We start from the raw sequence: 18,135 nt of genomic DNA on the forward strand, positions 1-18,135 counted from the left end.
AACGTTAGAGTCCATCTTCGTCACTCATCCTTTTTCCAATATTTGGCTCGTATCCTATGCCGATATCAATGTTGCCGTCACTCGAACTTCCCGAAGACCTGCGGGAAACACTCGAACAATTTTTAACACAGCTTCAGAAGGATTGGGGCGCTGATTTAGAAGGCCTTCTTCTGTATGGCAGCGCGGCCCGGGGAGACTTTATTGCCGGCCGATCCAATTTCAATTTTTTGGTGTTGGTCAGGGCATTATCGGTGAGCGGGCTCCAGCGTGCAGGACAATTACATCGCAAATGGGGTAAACACCAAATCGTCGCGCCGCTGATGATGACTCAGGAGGACTTGTCCCAATCACGTGAACTGTTCCCGTTGGAATATTTTCAAATGCAAGAGCATCATGTGCGCTTGGCAGGCAAAGACCCGTTCGGCGCAGGGCACGTTGATCGTCAGCAGTTGGGATGGCAATGTGAGCATGAACTCCTGGCGAATGTGTTTCGGATGCGGCAACGGTTTGTCGAAGGAGAAGGACGAGCCGAAGCGATCCGAGCTTTGCTCATGCTTTCCATTACCTCCGTTCTCCCTTGTGTGCGAGGTATTCTGTGGATCATCGGCCAATCCTCAAAGGGAAAAGACGTCCAGATTCTTGAATGCCTTCCCCATGCCTTGCAGTTTGACCCGACGGTCCTCCTCGAAATACTGCAGATGAAGCGAGGCATGAATAGTCCGGGTTCTCTTGAATGGTCCAAGGTGTATGAGCGGTATCTTCAGACTGTGGAGGGTTTGTGTAAACGGGTTCAGGCCGTTCGTCAGGAAAGCCGCGTATGACTAGGTCTAGCAGAGGGTTTGTCGGTCCGTTCATTCTGGTGTTTGTGCTGGCTTTCTCTGCACACTCAATGGGGATGACTCCCAAGGAACAAAACCTCCCAACCCCGCTGGGGTATGTGAGTGATTATGCCCACCTGCTCGATGAGGAATGGCACAAACAAATTCGATCAGTGTGCAAAGATCTTGAATCCTCTTCCGGTGTTGAAATGCTGGTGGTGACCCTTCCGAGTATCAGCCCTCTTTCCCATGCCCAGGAGTATGCCTCCCGCCTCTATGAAGCCTGGCGGATTGGGACGGCGCAACAGGAGCGTGGCATCCTGTTACTGGTGGCTGTCAAAGAACGCCAAGCGGTGGTGGTCGTCGGGAAGAACCTTTTGTCGGTCGTGACTCCGCAACAGTTGGATGAGATTTCTCTCAAGCATTTGCGTCCGATGTTTCGGTCTGGAGAGTATGGGATCAATATCTATCGGTCTGCCGTATCCCTTTCCACACTGGCTGCGCGGGCTACTATTCAGAAGGACAAACCAAAGCCTCAGCGATCGGCCGCTTTTTGGATGAATATCGCGGTGGTGGTGCTGATGTTTTATGCGCTATGGCGGTTCACCCGACCCGAACGGCGTCATCCGTTTCCCCGCTGGAAAAATGGAGAATATTGGGGAACAGGGCAGGGGGGATTTGGAGGAAACTTTGGGGGATTTGGCGGAGGAACGGGAGGCCAGGGTTTACGTTGAAGGAGCTGGACTGAACCTCGCGATCTCTGCAGAATTTTCACACGTTCTCTAAAAAATCTTTTCACTTCGAAAGCAGGGATGGGAAGACCCATCGCCAAAAAAAATCCACCAACCCCAGGCCAACTTCAGGTTGGCCTGGGGTTGTGCGTTATGACAGCATTTTGTGATTTTCAAACGTGAGGGATCTCACGACGATTTCCCCGTTTTCATAAGAAATAATCCTTCGGGTCGCCGGAAGGTCTGAGTTGCCTATCCTGATATGTGTATCCAAAAAACTGTCGACATTTTTCAGTGACCGGTCTTTGGGAGAAAAATAATAGACCGTATATCGGGTGGTGAGAAAATGTTGATCTTGGGTGACTGCACTATCTTCTACGTTGATGGTAAAAGCCGCCTGTGGCATGTTTCGATTGATTTGGGTAATGCGGTTGTCTTTCACCCGGTACCAGGAACCCATTCCATCTCCATGAATGGTGATCCGTTGACCTAAAGGGTGCTGTTCTTCTCCCCCTAGAGTCAGGGTATGTTTCCCGTCTGATTCCTCGAACGTTCTGGGTCCCCGATGCACGGCAATCATTCCAATCTGGTTTTGGGCCCACGTTTGTAATTCCGTATCATCGATGACCACCGTCACATCCCGCGGCCCTTTTACGGTCACGGCCCCTTTGGTTTCCTTTCCGTTCACATTAATGCGGAGGTCGGCCTGAAAGCCTTTGAAGTCTGGTTGCCATCGGGCGGTTTTGGCAAAGGCGGCTTGTAACAGCTCACGGGCTTTTGGATCATCCTGGACCTCGGTGGTTGGTTTTTCTTCTGTATTCTTTTCCATGTCGTCGGCTCCTTTTCCTGTCATGTCGGGTATGTGATCAGACTGATTGAGTGAACACTGAAGATCATTATAAGGATCTCAGGAGAGGGGGACAACCGTTCAGATGGAGCAAGGTCCAGAGGACTTTTGAAGTCCTCAGTCGCATTGGTTGTATGGGAAATTTTGCCGGATCAACAATTAATTTTTTCACAATCTCTCTGTCAGAATCTCATCTTTGCTAAAGGTTTAACTCTTTCGCCAGGTGTAGATAAAAGCCTAAAAATGGGGAAATAAAGGTACATTGAAATGAGAGGGGTGTTCGGCTAGGCTGCGTCCATAATTTTTTATCTGAGGGGAGAATTCCGGGCAAGGATGTCCGTGTTTTCATCCCTTAACAAAGATGTTTCGCTTGCTTCCACCCCCAAGAGGCATTGCGCATGAACGCCGCAGAGCAACAGCTAAATGATGTCCGGAAACTCAAACAAAGTGAAAGCCATGGTTGGCTGATACATCTTTTTAAGGTCATGATTGTGGTGGGTATGTTGTTACCCACCTTCGCCTTGCCGACAGTCTGGGCTGAAGATGTCCCCGATGTGGTTGGGTTGAGTCAGGCGGCGGCGGAGTCGGCTATTGTGGGGGCGGGCTTGACCGTTGGGTCCATCACGTCTGCCAACCATGCCTCGGTGCCTTCGGGAAGTGTCATCAGTCAAACGCCGGGAGGCGGGGCGAGTGCGGCGGCGGGCAGTGCGGTGAACCTGGTGGTCTCGACGGGCCCGGCGCCGGTCACCGTGCCGAATGTGGTGGGAAACACGCAGGCGGCGGCGGAGTCGGCTATTGTGGGGGCGGGCTTGACCGTTGGGTCCATCACGTCTGCCAACCATGCCTCGGTGCCTTCGGGAAGTGTCATCAGTCAAACGCCGGGAGGCGGGGCGAGTGCGGCGGCGGGCAGTGCGGTGAACCTGGTGGTCTCGACGGGCCCGGCGCCGGTCACCGTGCCGAATGTGGTGGGAAACACGCAGGCGGCGGCGGAGTCGGCTATTGTGGGGGCGGGCTTGACCGTGGGGTCCATCACGTCTGCCAACCATGCCTCGGTGCCTTCGGGAAGTGTCATCAGTCAAACGCCGGGAGGCGGGGCGAGTGCGGCGGCGGGCAGTGCGGTGAACCTGGTGGTCTCGACGGGCCCGGCGCCGGTCACCGTGCCGAATGTGGTGGGAAACACGCAGGCGGCGGCGGAGTCGGCTATTGTGGGGGCGGGCTTGATCGTGGGGTCCATCACGTCTGCCAACCATGCCTCGGTGCCTTCGGGAAGTGTCATCAGTCAAACGCCGGGAGGCGGGGCGAGTGCGGCGGCGGGCAGTGCGGTGAACCTGGTGGTCTCGACGGGCCCGGCGCCGGTCACCGTGCCGAATGTGGTGGGAAACACGCAGGCGGCGGCGGAGTCGGCTATTGTGGGGGCGGGCTTGACCGTGGGGTCCATCACGTCTGCCAACCATGCCTCGGTGCCTTCGGGAAGTGTCATCAGTCAAACGCCGGGAGGCGGGGCGAGTGTGGCGGCGGGCAGTGCGGTGAACCTGGTGGTCTCGACGGGCCCGGCGCCGGTCACCGTGCCGAATGTGGTGGGAAACACGCAGGCGGCGGCGGAGTCGGCTATTGTGGGGGCGGGCTTGATCGTGGGGTCCATCACGTCTGCCAACCATGCCTCGGTGCCTTCGGGAAGTGTCATCAGTCAAACGCCGGGAGGCGGGGCGAGTGTGGCGGCGGGCAGTGCGGTGAACCTGGTGGTATCGACGGGCCCCGCGCCGGTCACGGTACCGAATGTGGTGGGGAATACGCAGACCGCGGCGCAGGCTGCGGTCACCAAAGCGGGGCTGAAGGTCGGGACCATCACGAATAGCAGTCATGCGTCGGTGGCTGCGGGGCGGGTCATCAGTCAAACACCAGGGGCCGGGGCGAGTGTGGCGGCGGGCAGTGCGGTGAACCTGGTGGTATCGACGGGCCCCGCGCCGGTCACGGTACCGAATGTGGTGGGGAATACGCAGGCCGCGGCGCAGGCTGCGGTCACCAAGGCGGGGCTGAAGGTCGGGACCATCACGAATAGCAGTCATGCGTCGGTGGCCTCGGGGCGGGTCATCAGTCAAACACCAGGGGCCGGGGCGAGTGTGGCGGCGGGCAGTGCGGTGAACCTGGTGGTATCGACGGGCCCCGCGCCGGTCACGGTACCGAATGTGGTGGGGAATACGCAGGCCGCGGCGCAGGCTGCGGTCACCAAGGCGGGGCTGAAGGTCGGGACCATCACGAACAGCAGTCATGCGTCGGTGGCCGCGGGGCGGGTCATCAGTCAAACACCAGGGGCCGGGGCGAGTGTGGCGGCGGGCAGTGCGGTGACCCTGGTGGTATCGACGGGCCCGGCGCCGGTCACGGTACCGAATGTGGTGGGGAATACGCAGGCCGCGGCGGAGGCTGCGGTCACCAAGGCGGGGCTGAAGGTCGGGACCATCACGAATAGCAGTCATGCGTCGGTGGCTGCGGGGCGGGTCATCAGTCAAACACCAGGGGCCGGGGCGAGTGTGGCGGCGGGCAGTGCGGTGAACCTGGTGGTATCGACGGGCCCCGCGCCGGTCACGGTACCGAATGTGGTGGGGAATACGCAGGCCGCGGCGCAGGCTGCGGTCACCAAGGCGGGGCTGAAGGTCGGGACCATCACGAATAGCAGTCATGCGTCGGTGGCTGCGGGGCGGGTCATCAGTCAAACACCAGGGGCCGGGGCGAGTGTGGCGGCGGGCAGTGCGGTGAACCTGGTGGTATCGACGGGCCCGGCGCCGGTCACGGTACCGAATGTGGTGGGGAATACGCAGGCCGCGGCGCAGGCTGCGGTCACCAAGGCGGGGCTGAAGGTCGGGACCATCACGAATAGCAGTCATGCGTCGGTGGCCTCGGGGCGGGTCATCAGTCAAACGCCGGAGGCCGGGGCGAGTGTGGCGGCGGGTAATGCGGTGAACCTGGTGGTGTCGACGGGCCCGGCGGTGCCGAATGTCGTAGGCCTAACCCAGGCCGCGGCGCAAACTGCAATTACCAGAGCAGGATTGAGGTTGGGCACAGTGACCTCAACCAACAGTCAGACAGTCTCCAGTGGCAGAGTTATCAGTCAAACTCCCCAGCCAGGAAGCAAGGTGGCGGCAGGCAGTGCGGTGAACCTTGTCGTATCCCTTGGAGCCGCAGTGCCGAATGTGGAGGGCTTGACGCAGGCCGCGGCGCAAACCGCCATCACCAGTGCGGGTTTGACGGTGGGGAACGTAACGACAGTGAATAGTGCGACCGTGGACATTGGTGCGGTTATCAGTCAAACCCCGTCGGCTGGGGACAATGTGGCTCCGGGCAGTGCAGTGGACCTGATCATATCTCTTGGAGCCGCAGTGCCGAATGTGGTGGGCTTGTCGCAGATTAATGCTCAAAAGGCCCTGGCCGCGGCCGGTCTGACAGTGGGGATAGTGACGACAACCATTAGTGCCAGGGTGCCAATTGGCGACGTTATTGGTCAAAAGCCGGGCGCAGGGACCAATGTGGCTCCGGGCAGTTCGGTAGCCTTGGTTATTTCGTCAGGACCACCGGTTTTTCTGATGGGGGTGCAAAATGATCCCAGGACCGGGCCCCTGGTGAATAGCCTCTACCGCCTTCGCACCGATGGGGTCGTAAACAAAATTGGAGATCTGACGCATCGCACGCATGGCTTGGCATTTGTCGGGAACACGTTGTATTCCGTTGAGGAACTGTCTCTTTCTTCACAATCTGGAGCTTCGCCGAATTTGTATCGGCTGAATCCGGAAAGCGGGGCCTCGTTGGCCAGAATCCCTTTGTCGTTATCGACGGGCGAATCGTTAGAAGGCGGGCGAGGGTTGGCCACGGAACCCGGGACAAATCTGCTTTGGGGGTTGCTTGTGGTGACGTCCGAAGTCAACAGTGCCCGGCGGTTAGTCACGATTAATCCGACGACGGGAGTGGCTACCCAAAAGGCCAAACTGTTTGGAAACTTTATGGACCTGGCCTTTGATGCATCCGGGACGCTTTATGCGATCACGGACAACCGAACGGTGCCTGGGGGGGCGAAGGTGTTTCCGGCCAGGATTTATAAGGTGAATAAGTCGACAGGAGCCACGACGGAATTTCTGGATGTCTCGACGGGTGCCGTGGCGGGACAACCGAATTTTCGAGAAAGTGAAACGATTGGGATGGGGTCTTCTTCCGACCTATTGTATCATCTCTCCGGTCAGCATAAGGTAACCCCAGGATTTACCAAGAATATCCTGTTTGAAACGATTCATCGGACCACAAAAGCCAGAACGGCGATGGCCCTAACCGGCCCGGATTTTTTTGTGACGACGGCCTTGACTATGGTGCCACCTACGAGTCCTCCGGCATTAGGAGATCTGGATGCGTCGGGCACGGCTGATCTCATCTGGCGCAACCAGAGTGATGGCAGTACCGCGATCTGGTTGATGAACGGAACGACAATTGCCGCCTCCGGCTTCCCGGGCGGGGTGCCGAAGGTTTGGCAGATCGCGGGCGTAGGCGATGTGAACGGCGATGGCAAGGCGGATGTCATCTGGCGCAATACCAGCGGCACGGTGGCCGTGTGGCTGATGAACGGGGTGACGGTGACGGCCGTGGGCTTTCCGGGAAGCACATCGACGGCGTTCGAGATTGCCGGCGTGGGCGATGTGAACGGTGATGGTAAAGCCGACCTGGTCTGGCGTAACATCACTGATGGCAGTACCGCGATCTGGTTGATGAACGGAACGACAATCGCCGCCTCCGGTTTTCCGGGCGGAGTGCCCCTTGCCTGGCAAATCGAGGGTGTGGGGGATGTCAATGGGGATGGTAGAGCAGATGTCATTTGGCGCAATGGCACCAGTGGGGGAGTAGCTATGTGGCTGATGAACGGGTTGTCGGTGACCGACGTAGGCTTTGTCGGAGTCGCCCCAACCGCTTTTGATATGGCCGGCGTGGGCGATGTGAACGGCGATGGAAAGGCGGACTTGATCTGGCGCAATCAGGGTAATGGCAGTACCGCAATTTGGTTAATGAATGGGACCGTCATTACGACGGCCGGCTTTCCGGGAGGCGTGCCCGTTGCGTGGCAAATTTCTCAAGTCGGCGACGTGAACGGAGATGGTAATGCCGATGTCATCTGGCGCAATGATAAAAGTGCCATAGTGGCGGTCTGGTTGATGAACGGGTTATCAATCTCGACCGTAGGCTTCCCGGGTTCCGCCCCCTCCGATTGGGAAATTCAGTAGCAGGGATATTTCGAGCTGATTGGCTTATAGGCATAGTTTCTCATACTTTAGACAGTTTAGCTTACATTTCATTTCTCTTATGCTCATAATCAGGTATCTTTCGGCCACGTAGTGTCTTCCACGACCGAGTCCTCCGGGGATGTGATGAAGGTTCAGCACCTGAACGGGTTGAATCTAACCCACCAGAAGTTGCCAAGAGGTCACAAGTTGATCTTTCTTTGGCTGCTGGTTCTCGTAAGCCTCGTTTTCCTCAATTTTATCTTTCCAGCAACAGCAAGAGCCATAGAAGTTCCAAATGTTATCGGGAGCCCACAGGCTACAGCAGAATCAGACATTATAGACGTCGGTCTTACTGTGGGAGTTGTGACGGCGGTCATTGATGGTGGTGTGCCCCTTGGCCACGTCGTCAACCAAGATCCGGCAGCTGGGATCAATGTGGTACCGGGCAGTCCGGTGAACCTCGTGATTTCCGGAGTGGCGGTGCCGAATGTGGTGGGATTGGCACAGGCGGCGGCCCAAAACGCTATTACAGATGCGAGTCTTACGGTAGGGACGGTGACGTCAGCGAATAGTGCGACCGTGCCTATTGGAAACGTCATCAGTCAGAATCCGGCGGCGGGGACCAATGTTTTTCAGGATAATGCGGTGGCCTTTGTGGTCTCTCTGGGTATTGCGGTGCCAAATGTCGTGGGGTTGCCCCAAGGCACGGCGCAATCGGCGATTACCAGTGCCAACCTTGCAGTGGGGACGGTGTCGTCTGCGAATAGTACGACCGTGCCTATTGGAAACGTCATCAGTCAGAATCCGACGGCGGGAACCAATGTGGCGGCGGGCAGTACCGTAGCCTTGGTGGTGTCCCTGGGCGCATCGGTGCCGGATGTCGTGGGGATCACGCAGGGCAATGCCCAAACCGCCATTAATAATGCGGGTCTCACGGTGGGGACGGTAACATCAGCGAATAGTGCGACCGTGCCTATCGGGATCGTCATCAGTCAGAACCCCGTGGCAGGGGGCAATGTGGAGCCAGGCAGTGCCGTGGCTTTCGTGGTGTCCCTGGGAACCGCAGTGCCGAATGTGGTGGGCTTGACCCAGTCGGCTGCGCAAACGGCGATTACCAATGCCGGTTTGACGGTAGGAGCCATCACGCCAGCCAGTCATCCATCGGTCCCGACAGGAAATGTCATCAGTCAGAATCCAGGGGCCGGGAGCAATGTAGCGCCAGGCAGTGCGGTGAACCTGGTGGTATCGACGGGGCCGGCGGTGCCGAATGTGGTCGGCTTAACCCAGGCGGCCGCCCAAACGGCGATTACCACGGCCGGCCTGACATTGGGCACGGTGACCTCGGCAAATAGTCAGTCGGTGCCCATTGGGAGAGTCATTAGTCAAACTCCCGCACCAGGCACGAGTGTAACAGCGGGCAGTGCGGTGAACCTTGTCGTTTCCCTGGGCACTGCGGTGCCGAATGTCGTGGGCTTGGCGCAAGCTGCCGCCCAGACGGCAATTACCAATGTCGGATTAACAGTGGGGGCTGTGACGACTGCGGCTAGTGCGACAGTCTCCGCAGGAAAAGTCATCAGTCAGAATCCAGGGGCCGGGACCAATGTGGCGCCAGGTAGTGCCGTCGCGTTGGTGGTGTCGCTGGGGCCGGTGGTGCCGAATGTGGTCGGCTTAACCCAGGCGGCCGCCCAAACGGCGATTACCACGGCCGGTTTGACAGTGGGCACGGTGACTTCGGCAAATAGTCAGTCGGTGCCCATTGGGAGAGTTATCAGTCAAACTCCCGCGTCAGGCACGAGCGTAACGGCGGGCAGTGCAGTGAACCTTGTCGTTTCCCTGGGCGCCGCAGTGCCGAATGTCGTGGGCTTGTCGCAGGCGGCGGCGCAATCCGCGATTACCACGGCGGGCTTGACGGTGGGGACGGTGACGACCGCCACGAGTCCAACCGTGGCGATTGGCGCGGTCATCAGTCAAAATCCAACAGCGGGAAGCAATGTGGCGCCTGGGAGTGCGGTGGCCCTGGTGGTATCGCTAGGGGCTCAGGTACCCGATGTCGTGGGCTTGACGCAGAGTGTTGCTCAAACGGCTTTGATCACGGCGGGCCTGACGGTGGGGACGGTGACGGCAGTTTTTAGCGACACCGTTCCCCTCGGAACCGTGATTAGTCAAAATCCGACGGCGGGGACGAATGTGGATCCGGGCAGTGGGGTGGCTCTAGAGATTTCCTCCGGACCGCCGGCTTTTCTTATGGGTGTGCAAAATGATCCCAAGACCGGGCCGCTGGTGAATAGCCTCTACCGGCTTCGCACCGATGGGGTGGTGACCAAAATCGCAGATCTGACGCATCGCACGCATGGCTTGGCCTTTGTGGGGGCCAATCTGTATTCCGTGGAAGAGCTGACCCTTGCGCAACAGTCTGGGACCCCGCCGAAGATGTATCGGCTCAATCCCGATACCGGGGCTACGCTGGAAACAATCTCCCTCTCATTATCCACGAGTGAATCGTTAGAGGGCGGACGAGGGCTGGCCACTGAACCTGGGACCAATCAGTTGTGGGGGTTGCTGGTCGTGACGTCAGAAGTGAACAATGCCCGCCGGTTAGTGACGATTAATCCGACAACGGGCCTGGCCACACAAAAGGCCAAACTGTTTGGAAACTTTATGGATCTGGCCTTTGATGCCGCCGGGACGCTTTATGCGATCACGGATAACCGACCTGTTTCCGGCGGGGGGGTGGCTCCGGCCCGAATTTATACGGTGAATAAGACGACGGGGGCCACGACGGAATTTCTGGATGTCTCGGCTGGGGCCGTAGCCGGACAGCCGAACTTTCGAGAAAGTGAAACGATTGGGGTGGGGACTACATCTGATCTGCTGTATCATCTTTCCGGGCAGCATAAGGTGACGTCAGGATTTACTAAAAATATTCTGTTTGAAACGATCAATCTGATCAATAAAGCCAGAACGGCAATTTCGATCACGGGCCCGGACTTTTTTGTGACGACGGCCTTGACGTTGGTGCCACCCATGAGTCCAAATCTTCCGGCCTTGGCGGATCTGGATGCGTCCGGTACGACCGACCTGGTTTGGCGGAATACGACTGATGGCAGCACCGCGATCTGGTTGATGAACGGATCAAGAATCGCGGCCTCCGGTTTTCCCGGCGGGGTGCCCCTGGCTTGGCAGATCGCGGGCGTGGGCGATCTGAACGGCGATGGCAAGGCGGATGTCGTTTGGCGGAATGCCACTGGCACGTTGGCCGTGTGGTTAATGAACGGGGTTTCGGTGACATCCGTGGGTTTTCCCGGAAGTACATCAACGGCGTTTGAGATTGCTGGCGTGGGCGATGTGAATGGAGATGGCAAAGCCGACCTGGTTTGGCGCAACCAGACTGATGGCAGCACCGCGATCTGGCTGATGAATGGGACCACCATTGCTTCTTCCGGTTTTCCTGGCGGATTGTCCTTGGCCTGGCAAATTGCGGGAGTGGGCGATGTGAACGGCGATGGCAAAGCCGATATCATCTGGCGCAATACCACCGGGACCGTAGCCGTGTGGCTGATGAACGGGTTAACTATCACGGGGGTCGGCTTTCCCGGTAGTGCATCGACAGCATTTGAGATTGCTGGCGTGGGCGATGTGAATGGGGATGGCAAAGCCGACCTGGTCTGGCGCAACCAGAGTGATGGCAGCACGGCCATCTGGTTAATGAATGGGACCACCATTGCTTCCCCCGGTTTTCCTGGCGGGGTACCCTTAGCGTGGAAAATTTCTCAAGTCGGTGATGTGAATGGGGATGGCAAGGCGGATGTCATTTGGCGCAATGGCCCGAGTGGAACAGTGGCCGTCTGGCTGATGAATGGGTTGTCAATTTCGACCGTGGGTTTCCCCGGTTCGGCTTCCTCAGTCTGGGAGATTCAGTAGATAATAATTCCGGTCGGATGGGGACCGGCAGGCCAACCTGCTAAGGATGGAACGCGTCAACCCTCTCATGTTATAGTGAGTTTTATTTTTTCCGTGTTTCTGATCAGAAATTTTTCACCCATCTGATTTCCAACACGACCAATCCTCCCCCATTGCAGAGATAACGAAGCCCTTTTCTTTCATTTCACCGAAAAAAGCAACGGCAATCCATGGGTCAGGGGCGTAGGTAGCGGGTGTAACCAGGCGAGCCTGGGGCGCCGTGGACTGGGCAGCTGATTCTTGCTGAATGGAGTCAACGATATGAACCTTATGAAAGTTCTGTATCAAAACGAAACGATGTTGAATTTCACCTGTCAGAAATCGCAAAAAGATCATGCCTCGATCCTTTTGCAGTTCGGCTTTCTTGTGTGTCTGCTATTTCTCATCTGTGGTTTACCTGCAACGGCAGGTGCCGTAGAGGTCCCCGATGTGGTCGGAAGCCCACAAGCAACAGCAGAGGCCGCGATTATTAGCTCGGAATTGTCTGTGGGGGTTGTGACGCCCGTCAATAGTGCCACGGTGCCCATCGGCGAAGTGATTAGTCAGGACCCGGCGGCCGGGATCAATGTGGTATCGGGCAGTCCAGTGGACCTCGTGATATCTGGGGTGACGGTGCCAAATGTGGTGGGGTTGGCGCAGGCGGCTGCGGAAACCGCCATTACGGGAGCAAATCTCAGGGTGGGGACAGGGACAACCGCCAATAGTGCCACGGTCCCCATCGGCAATGTTATCAGTCAAACCCCCGCAGCGGGTACCAATGTGTTGCCGGGTAATGCCGTAACTCTAGTGATTTCCCTGGGTACCGCGGTACCGGATCTGGTGGGGTTGACCAAAGCCGCAGCGGAAACCGCCATTACGGCAGCAGGTCTCACGGTGGGGACGGGGACAACCACCAATAGTGCCACGGTGCCGGCAGGAAGGGTCATCAGTCAAACGCCGGCAGCGGGGAGTAATGTACCTCCGGCCAGTGCGGTGGGGCTTGTGGTGTCCCTGGGAGCGAAGGTGCCCGATGTGGTCGGATTGACGCAGTCCGCGGCGGAAGCAGCCATTACCAGTTCGGGTTTGACTGTGGGGAAAGTGACCACGGCGACCAGTACGACGGTGCCGGCCGGCACGGTCATCAGTCAATCGCCGGGGGCCGGGACCAATGTGGCTCCAGCTAGTGCTGTGACGTTGGTAGTGTCCTCGGGGGTGGTGGTACCGAATGTAGTGGGCTTGACGCAAACGGCGGCGCAAACGGAGATTACCTCAGCCAGTCTGACTGTGGGCAGAGTGACCACGGCTAATAGTTCCAGTGTGGCCGTGGGCAAGGTCATAAGTCAGAATCCGGCTGCAGGGGCAAAGGTGGAGGCAGGCAGTGCGGTGGCCCTGGTTGTGTCCCTTGGGGCAAAGGTGCCCGATGTCGTCGGGAGTTCGAAAGGTAGTGCTCAAACAGCTCTGAGCACGGCAGGGCTGAAAGTTGGGACGGTGACATCGGCCAACAGTCAGACGGTGGCTATCGGAAACGTCATCAGTCAAAATCCGACAGCGGGGTCTAATGTGGCCCCAGGCAGTGCGGTCGCGCTAGTAGTATCGGTGGGAACGGCCGTGCCCAATGTGGTCAACAAATCGCAAGCTGCGGCACAAGCTGCCATTGCGGGTGTAGGCTTGACGGTGGGGAACGTGACGTCAGTTTTTAGCGACACGGTGGCTTCGGGAAATGTGATCAGTCAAAACCCCACAGCGGGGACGAATGTTTCACCAGGTAGTGGCGTCGGTTTGGTCATCTCCTCCGGTCCACCGGTTCTGCTCATGGGGGTGCAAAATGATCCCAAGACCGGGCCGCTGGTGAATAGCCTCTATCGCCTTCGTACTGATGGGGTGGTGTCCAAAATTGGAGATCTCACACACCGTACTCATGGCTTGGCTTATGTCGGGTCCAACTTGTATTCCGTAGAAGAGCTGACACTTGCCAAACAAGCGGGGACTCCGCCGAATCTGTATCGGCTCAATCCCAGCACCGGGGCCACGCTGGCCACGATCCGCCTGTCCTTATCGACAGGGGAATCCTTAGAAGGAGGACGGGGTCTGGCCACGGAGCCCGGAACCAACCAGCTGTGGGGGTTACTCGTGGTGACCTCCGAGGTGAATACTCTCCGGCGGTTAGTCACGATCAATCCGACGACCGGCGTCGCCACGCAAAAGGCCAAACTGTTTGGAAACTTCATGGACCTGGCGTTTGATGCGGCCGGGACGCTTTATGCAATAACGGATAACCGACCATCCGGTGGGGCTGTGGCTCCGGCCCGGATTTATACGGTCAATAAAACGACGGGGGCCACGACGGAATTTTTGAATGTCTCGGCCGGTGCCGTAGCGGGGCAACCGAATTTCCGCGAGAGTGAAACCATAGGGGTAGGGTCGTCGCCTGACCTCCTGTATCATCTCTCCGGGCAACATAAGGTGACCTCTGGATTTACCAAGAATATTTTGTTTGAGCAGATCCATCGAACCACGAAGGCCAGAAAAGCCATTGCGCTTTCGGGCCCGGACTTTTTTGTCACGACGGCCTTGACGTTGGTGCCACCCTTGAATACGAATACGGGTACAGGTACTCCGGCTTTGGCCGATCTGGATGCGTCCGGCACGACCGATCTGATCTGGCAAAACACCCAAGATGGCAGCACGGCCATCTGGTTGATGAACGGCACGACAATCGCCGCTACAGGATTCCCGGGCGGGGTGCCCGCAGCCTGGCGGATTGCGGGTGTGGGCGATGTGAATGGAGACGGTAAGGGGGATGTCATCTGGCGCAATGGTACAAGTGGCACCGTAGCCGTGTGGCTGATGAATGGAGTGTCGGTAACGTCCGTGGGTTTTCCCGGAAGCGCGTCGCTGGCGTTTGAGATTTCCGGTGTGGGCGATGTCAACGGCGATGGAAAAGCCGACCTGGTCTGGCGCAACAGGACCGATGGCAGTACCGCCATCTGGCTGATGAACGGCACGAAAATCGCTGCTCCTGGTTTTCCGGGGGGTGTGCCGGTGGGCTGGCAAATCGCGGGTGTGGGCGATGTGAATGGGGATAGTAAGGCGGATGTCATCTGGCGCAACGGGACTAGTGGGACCGTAGCCGTGTGGCTGATGAACGGATTAGGTATCACGGGAGTCGGTTTTCCCGGCAGTGCCTCCACGGCATTTGAGATTGCCGGTGTCGGCGATGTGAATGGGGATGGCAAAGCCGATCTGGTCTGGCGCAATACGACGGACGGCAGTACCGCGATTTGGTTGATGAATGGGACCACCATTGCCGCCCCCGGTTTTCCTGGCGGAGTACCCCTAGCATGGCAGATTTCTCAAGTCGGTGATATCAATGGCGATGGCAAATCGGATGTCATCTGGCGAAATGGGCGGAGCGGGACTGTGGCCGTCTGGCTGATGAATGGGGCGTCGGTTTCAAGCGTGGGGTTCCCTGGCTCTGCTCCCTCCGACTGGGAGATTCAATAGGCATTGGTTACGGCATATCCACTCCTGCCACGAGAAAAGTAGGGGAGCCATTCGGAAGAGGGAGCGCTGGGGCCAGAGTGTGGATTCACACCCTTGTTCTGTCATATGGTTAGTCAATTGTTGCTGAATGGAGCATACACTAAATGGACGCAATGAAGGTTCAGCATCAGCAGATCTTGAACCGCACACACAAGGGAACCCGTCGGGGCCTCAGATTCCAGGTTTTACAGCTAGTCGTCCTAGGAAGCCTGCTCTTCCTTACCTGTGCCTTCCCTGAGACAGCAAGAGCCGTCCAAGTCCCCAATGTCGTGGGTAGCTCACAGACTAAGGCGGAGGCGGATATTATCAAAGCCAATTTGAGGGTGGGAAAAGTGACCTCCGCTAATATTGTCAACGTCCTGCCCGGTACTGTCATCATTCAAGACCCGGCAGCAGGAATTAATGTCGTCCGAAGGACGAAGGTTGATCTGGTGGTGTCTGGAGTGGCAGTCCCCGACGTCGTCGGTCGAAAGCAAGCTGACGCCCAAAAGGATCTGACCAAAGCAGGGTTAATCGTCGGGAAGGTGACGACGGCCAATAGCGCGACTGTGGAGGAAGGCAAGGTTATCAGTCAAAACCCCACGGCAGGAACCAATGTGGCATTTGGGAGTCCGGTGGACCTGGTGGTGTCACTAGGTAGCACAGTCCCGAATGTGGTGGGCATGACCCAGGCGGCCGCTCAATCGGCGATTACCACGGCTGGTTTGACCGTCGGTGCAGTCACGACAGCCATTAGTTCCTCTGTGGCAGCGGGAAAGGTTATTAGTCAAAATCCGGTAGCAGGGAAAAAGGTCGCGGCGGGAAGTGCTGTGGCCCTGGTCGTGTCCCGTGGAACACAAGTCCCGAATGTTGTTGGTCGCACCCAAGCCGACGCTCAAAAAGCCCTGACCTCTGCCGGCTTAACCGTGGGAACCGTGACCATGGCCAATAGCGCCACCGTAGCGGCCGGTCGAGTTATCAGTCAAAACCCTGGGGCCGGCACAACTACGAATTCTGGAAGTGCGGTGGCTTTGGTGGTATCGCTGGGAACGACCGTGCCCAATGTCGTGGGCTTGACGCAGAGCAGCGCTCAAACGGCTTTGATCGCAGCCGGCTTAACGGCGGGAACCGTGACGACCGCCAATAGCGAAACAGTGCCCAGCGGCACCGTTATACATCAAACACCCGTGGCAGGAATAAAGGTGAGTCCGGGAAGTGCGGTGGCCCTGGTCATTTCCTCCGGACCGCCGGTTTTTCTCATGGGCGTACAAAATGATCCCAGAACCGGACCGCTTGTGAATAGCCTCTACCGTATTCGCACTGATGGAGTCGTAACCAAAATTGCGGATCTGAAACACCGCACCCATGGTTTGGCGTTTGTGGGGTCCACGCTCTACTCCGTGGAAGAACTGTCGCTTGCGCAACAGTCCGGAGCCCGGCCAAATCTGTATCGGCTCAATCCCGAGACCGGGGACACTCTGGCCACAATCCCTCTGTCCTTATCGACGGGCGAATCATTAGAGGGGGGACGGGGGTTGGCTACAGAGCCTGGGACCGGTCTGCTCTGGGGCTTGCTTGTCGTGACGTCAGAAGTGAATAGTGCCCGCCGGTTAGTGACCATTAATCCCAGAACGGGCGTGGCTACCCAAAAGGCCAAACTTCTAGGAAACTTCATGGACCTGGCGTTTGATGCGGCCGGGATTCTCTATGCGATTACGGACAATCGACCGGTGCCTGGAGGGGCGACGGTATTTCCAGCACGGATTTATATGGTCAATAAAACGACGGGAGCTACTACGGAATTCCTGAATGTCTCGGCTGGAGCCGTGGCCGGACAACCAAATTTTCGGGAAAGTGAGACAATTGGGGTAGGATCGTCGCCTGACCTCTTGTATCATTTTTCCGGTCAGCATAAGGTGACCTCAGGATTTACCAAGAATATGCTGTTTGAAACCATCCATGTGAACAATAAAACCAGAACTGCGATTGCGCTCACAGGCCCTGACTTTTTTGTGACGACAGCCTTGGCCTTGGTCCCACTCAGGACCGCCCCGGCCTTGGGAGATCTCGATGCCAATGGCAAAGCTGATCTGGTTTGGCGGAACAATTCTAATGGCAACACAGCAATCTGGTTGATGGATGGAACGACGATTGCGGCCTCGGGCTTTCCCGGTGGAGTGCCGATGGCCTGGCAAATCGCGGGGGTGGGCGATGTGAATGGGGATAACAAGGCCGATGTGATTTGGCGCAACGGCACCAGTGGGGCAGTGGCCGTGTGGCTGATGGACGGATTAACGATTGTTTCCACGGGGTTTCCAGGTAGTGCCTCGCTGGCTTTTGAGATCATGGGCGTGGGCGATGTGAATGGCGATGGGAAGGCGGACCTGATTTGGCGCAATACCACTGATGGTAGTACCGCGATCTGGTTGATGAACGGCACCACCATTGCCGCCTCAGGGTTTCCTGGAGGAGTGCCGGAAGCTTGGCAGATCACGGGGGTGGGCGATGTGAATGGGGATAACAAGGCCGATGTTATTTGGCGCAATGACAACAGTGGGGGAGTGGCTGTATGGCTGATGAACGGGTTGTCGGTGACGGCCGTGGGTTTTCCTGGAAGCGCATCCACGGCCTTTAAGGTCACGGGTGTGGGGGATGTGAATGGCGATGGGAAGGCGGACCTGATTTGGCGCAATACCACTGACGGTAGTACCGCAATCTGGTTGATGAACGGCACCACCATTGCCGCCTCAGGGTTTCCGGGTGGGGTCCCGGCTGTCTGGCAAATGTCAGAGGCGCGGGATGTGAATGGTGATGGCAGGGCGGATGTCATTTGGCGTAATAGCCGGAATGGGACGGTAGCGGTGTGGCTGATGAATGGATTGACGATTTCCGCCGTGGGGTTCCCAGGCTCAACCTCCACAGATTGGGAGATTCAGTAGTTCCTGTTTGCCAAGGGGGAGCGCTGTCGGGCTACCTCAGTCCAAAAGGCCATTCAGGTACGGCCTGTTAAGTGAGAGCAGGGG

The 18,135-nt window shown here is 57.6% G+C and carries 7 protein-coding genes; 6 read left to right on the plus strand and 1 reads right to left on the minus strand.

Features of this window, described 5'->3' with window-relative positions:
* Positions 1-56: 56 nt before the first annotated feature.
* Together LX98_RS08380 and LX98_RS08385 are read left to right on the plus strand one after the other, a co-directional pair.
* On the plus strand, positions 57-821 hold the full coding sequence (locus LX98_RS08380) for a hypothetical protein (protein ID WP_496428469.1): 765 nt from the start codon (positions 57-59) through the stop codon (positions 819-821).
* Entirely contained in the window at positions 818-1,552 is a 735-nt protein-coding gene (locus tag LX98_RS08385; protein WP_496428470.1) for a TPM domain-containing protein, read from the plus strand. Before LX98_RS08380 ends, LX98_RS08385 begins: the two co-directional genes overlap by 4 nt.
* A gap of 148 nt (positions 1,553-1,700) precedes the next feature.
* On the opposite strand, the gene LX98_RS08390 is transcribed toward LX98_RS08385, so the two are convergent.
* Positions 1,701-2,378 (minus strand): DUF3386 family protein, encoded by a 678-nt coding sequence (locus tag LX98_RS08390; protein ID WP_496428471.1) that lies wholly within the window; start codon positions 2,376-2,378, stop codon positions 1,701-1,703.
* Between the two features lie 416 nt (positions 2,379-2,794).
* Between LX98_RS08390 and LX98_RS08395 the strand changes: the two genes are divergently transcribed.
* The 4 genes from LX98_RS08395 (at position 2,795) to LX98_RS08410 (ending at position 18,051) form a co-directional block, all read left to right on the plus strand.
* Positions 2,795-7,651, plus strand: a complete 4,857-nt coding sequence (locus tag LX98_RS08395; RefSeq protein WP_496428472.1) for a PASTA domain-containing protein — start codon at positions 2,795-2,797, stop codon at positions 7,649-7,651.
* A 111-nt stretch (positions 7,652-7,762) separates the two neighbouring features.
* Positions 7,763-11,572 carry a PASTA domain-containing protein gene (locus LX98_RS08400; RefSeq protein ID WP_496428473.1) on the plus strand — a complete coding sequence of 1,270 codons (3,810 nt, stop codon included), beginning with the start codon at positions 7,763-7,765 and terminating at the stop codon, positions 11,570-11,572.
* Between the two features lie 300 nt (positions 11,573-11,872).
* Entirely contained in the window at positions 11,873-15,094 is a 3,222-nt protein-coding gene (locus LX98_RS08405; protein WP_496428474.1) for a PASTA domain-containing protein, read from the plus strand.
* A gap of 143 nt (positions 15,095-15,237) precedes the next feature.
* Positions 15,238-18,051: a PASTA domain-containing protein gene (locus LX98_RS08410; protein ID WP_496428475.1), complete on the plus strand. Its 2,814-nt coding sequence runs from the start codon at positions 15,238-15,240 to the stop codon at positions 18,049-18,051.
* Positions 18,052-18,135 lie beyond the last annotated feature (84 nt).

Source organism: Nitrospira marina (assembly GCF_059568365.1).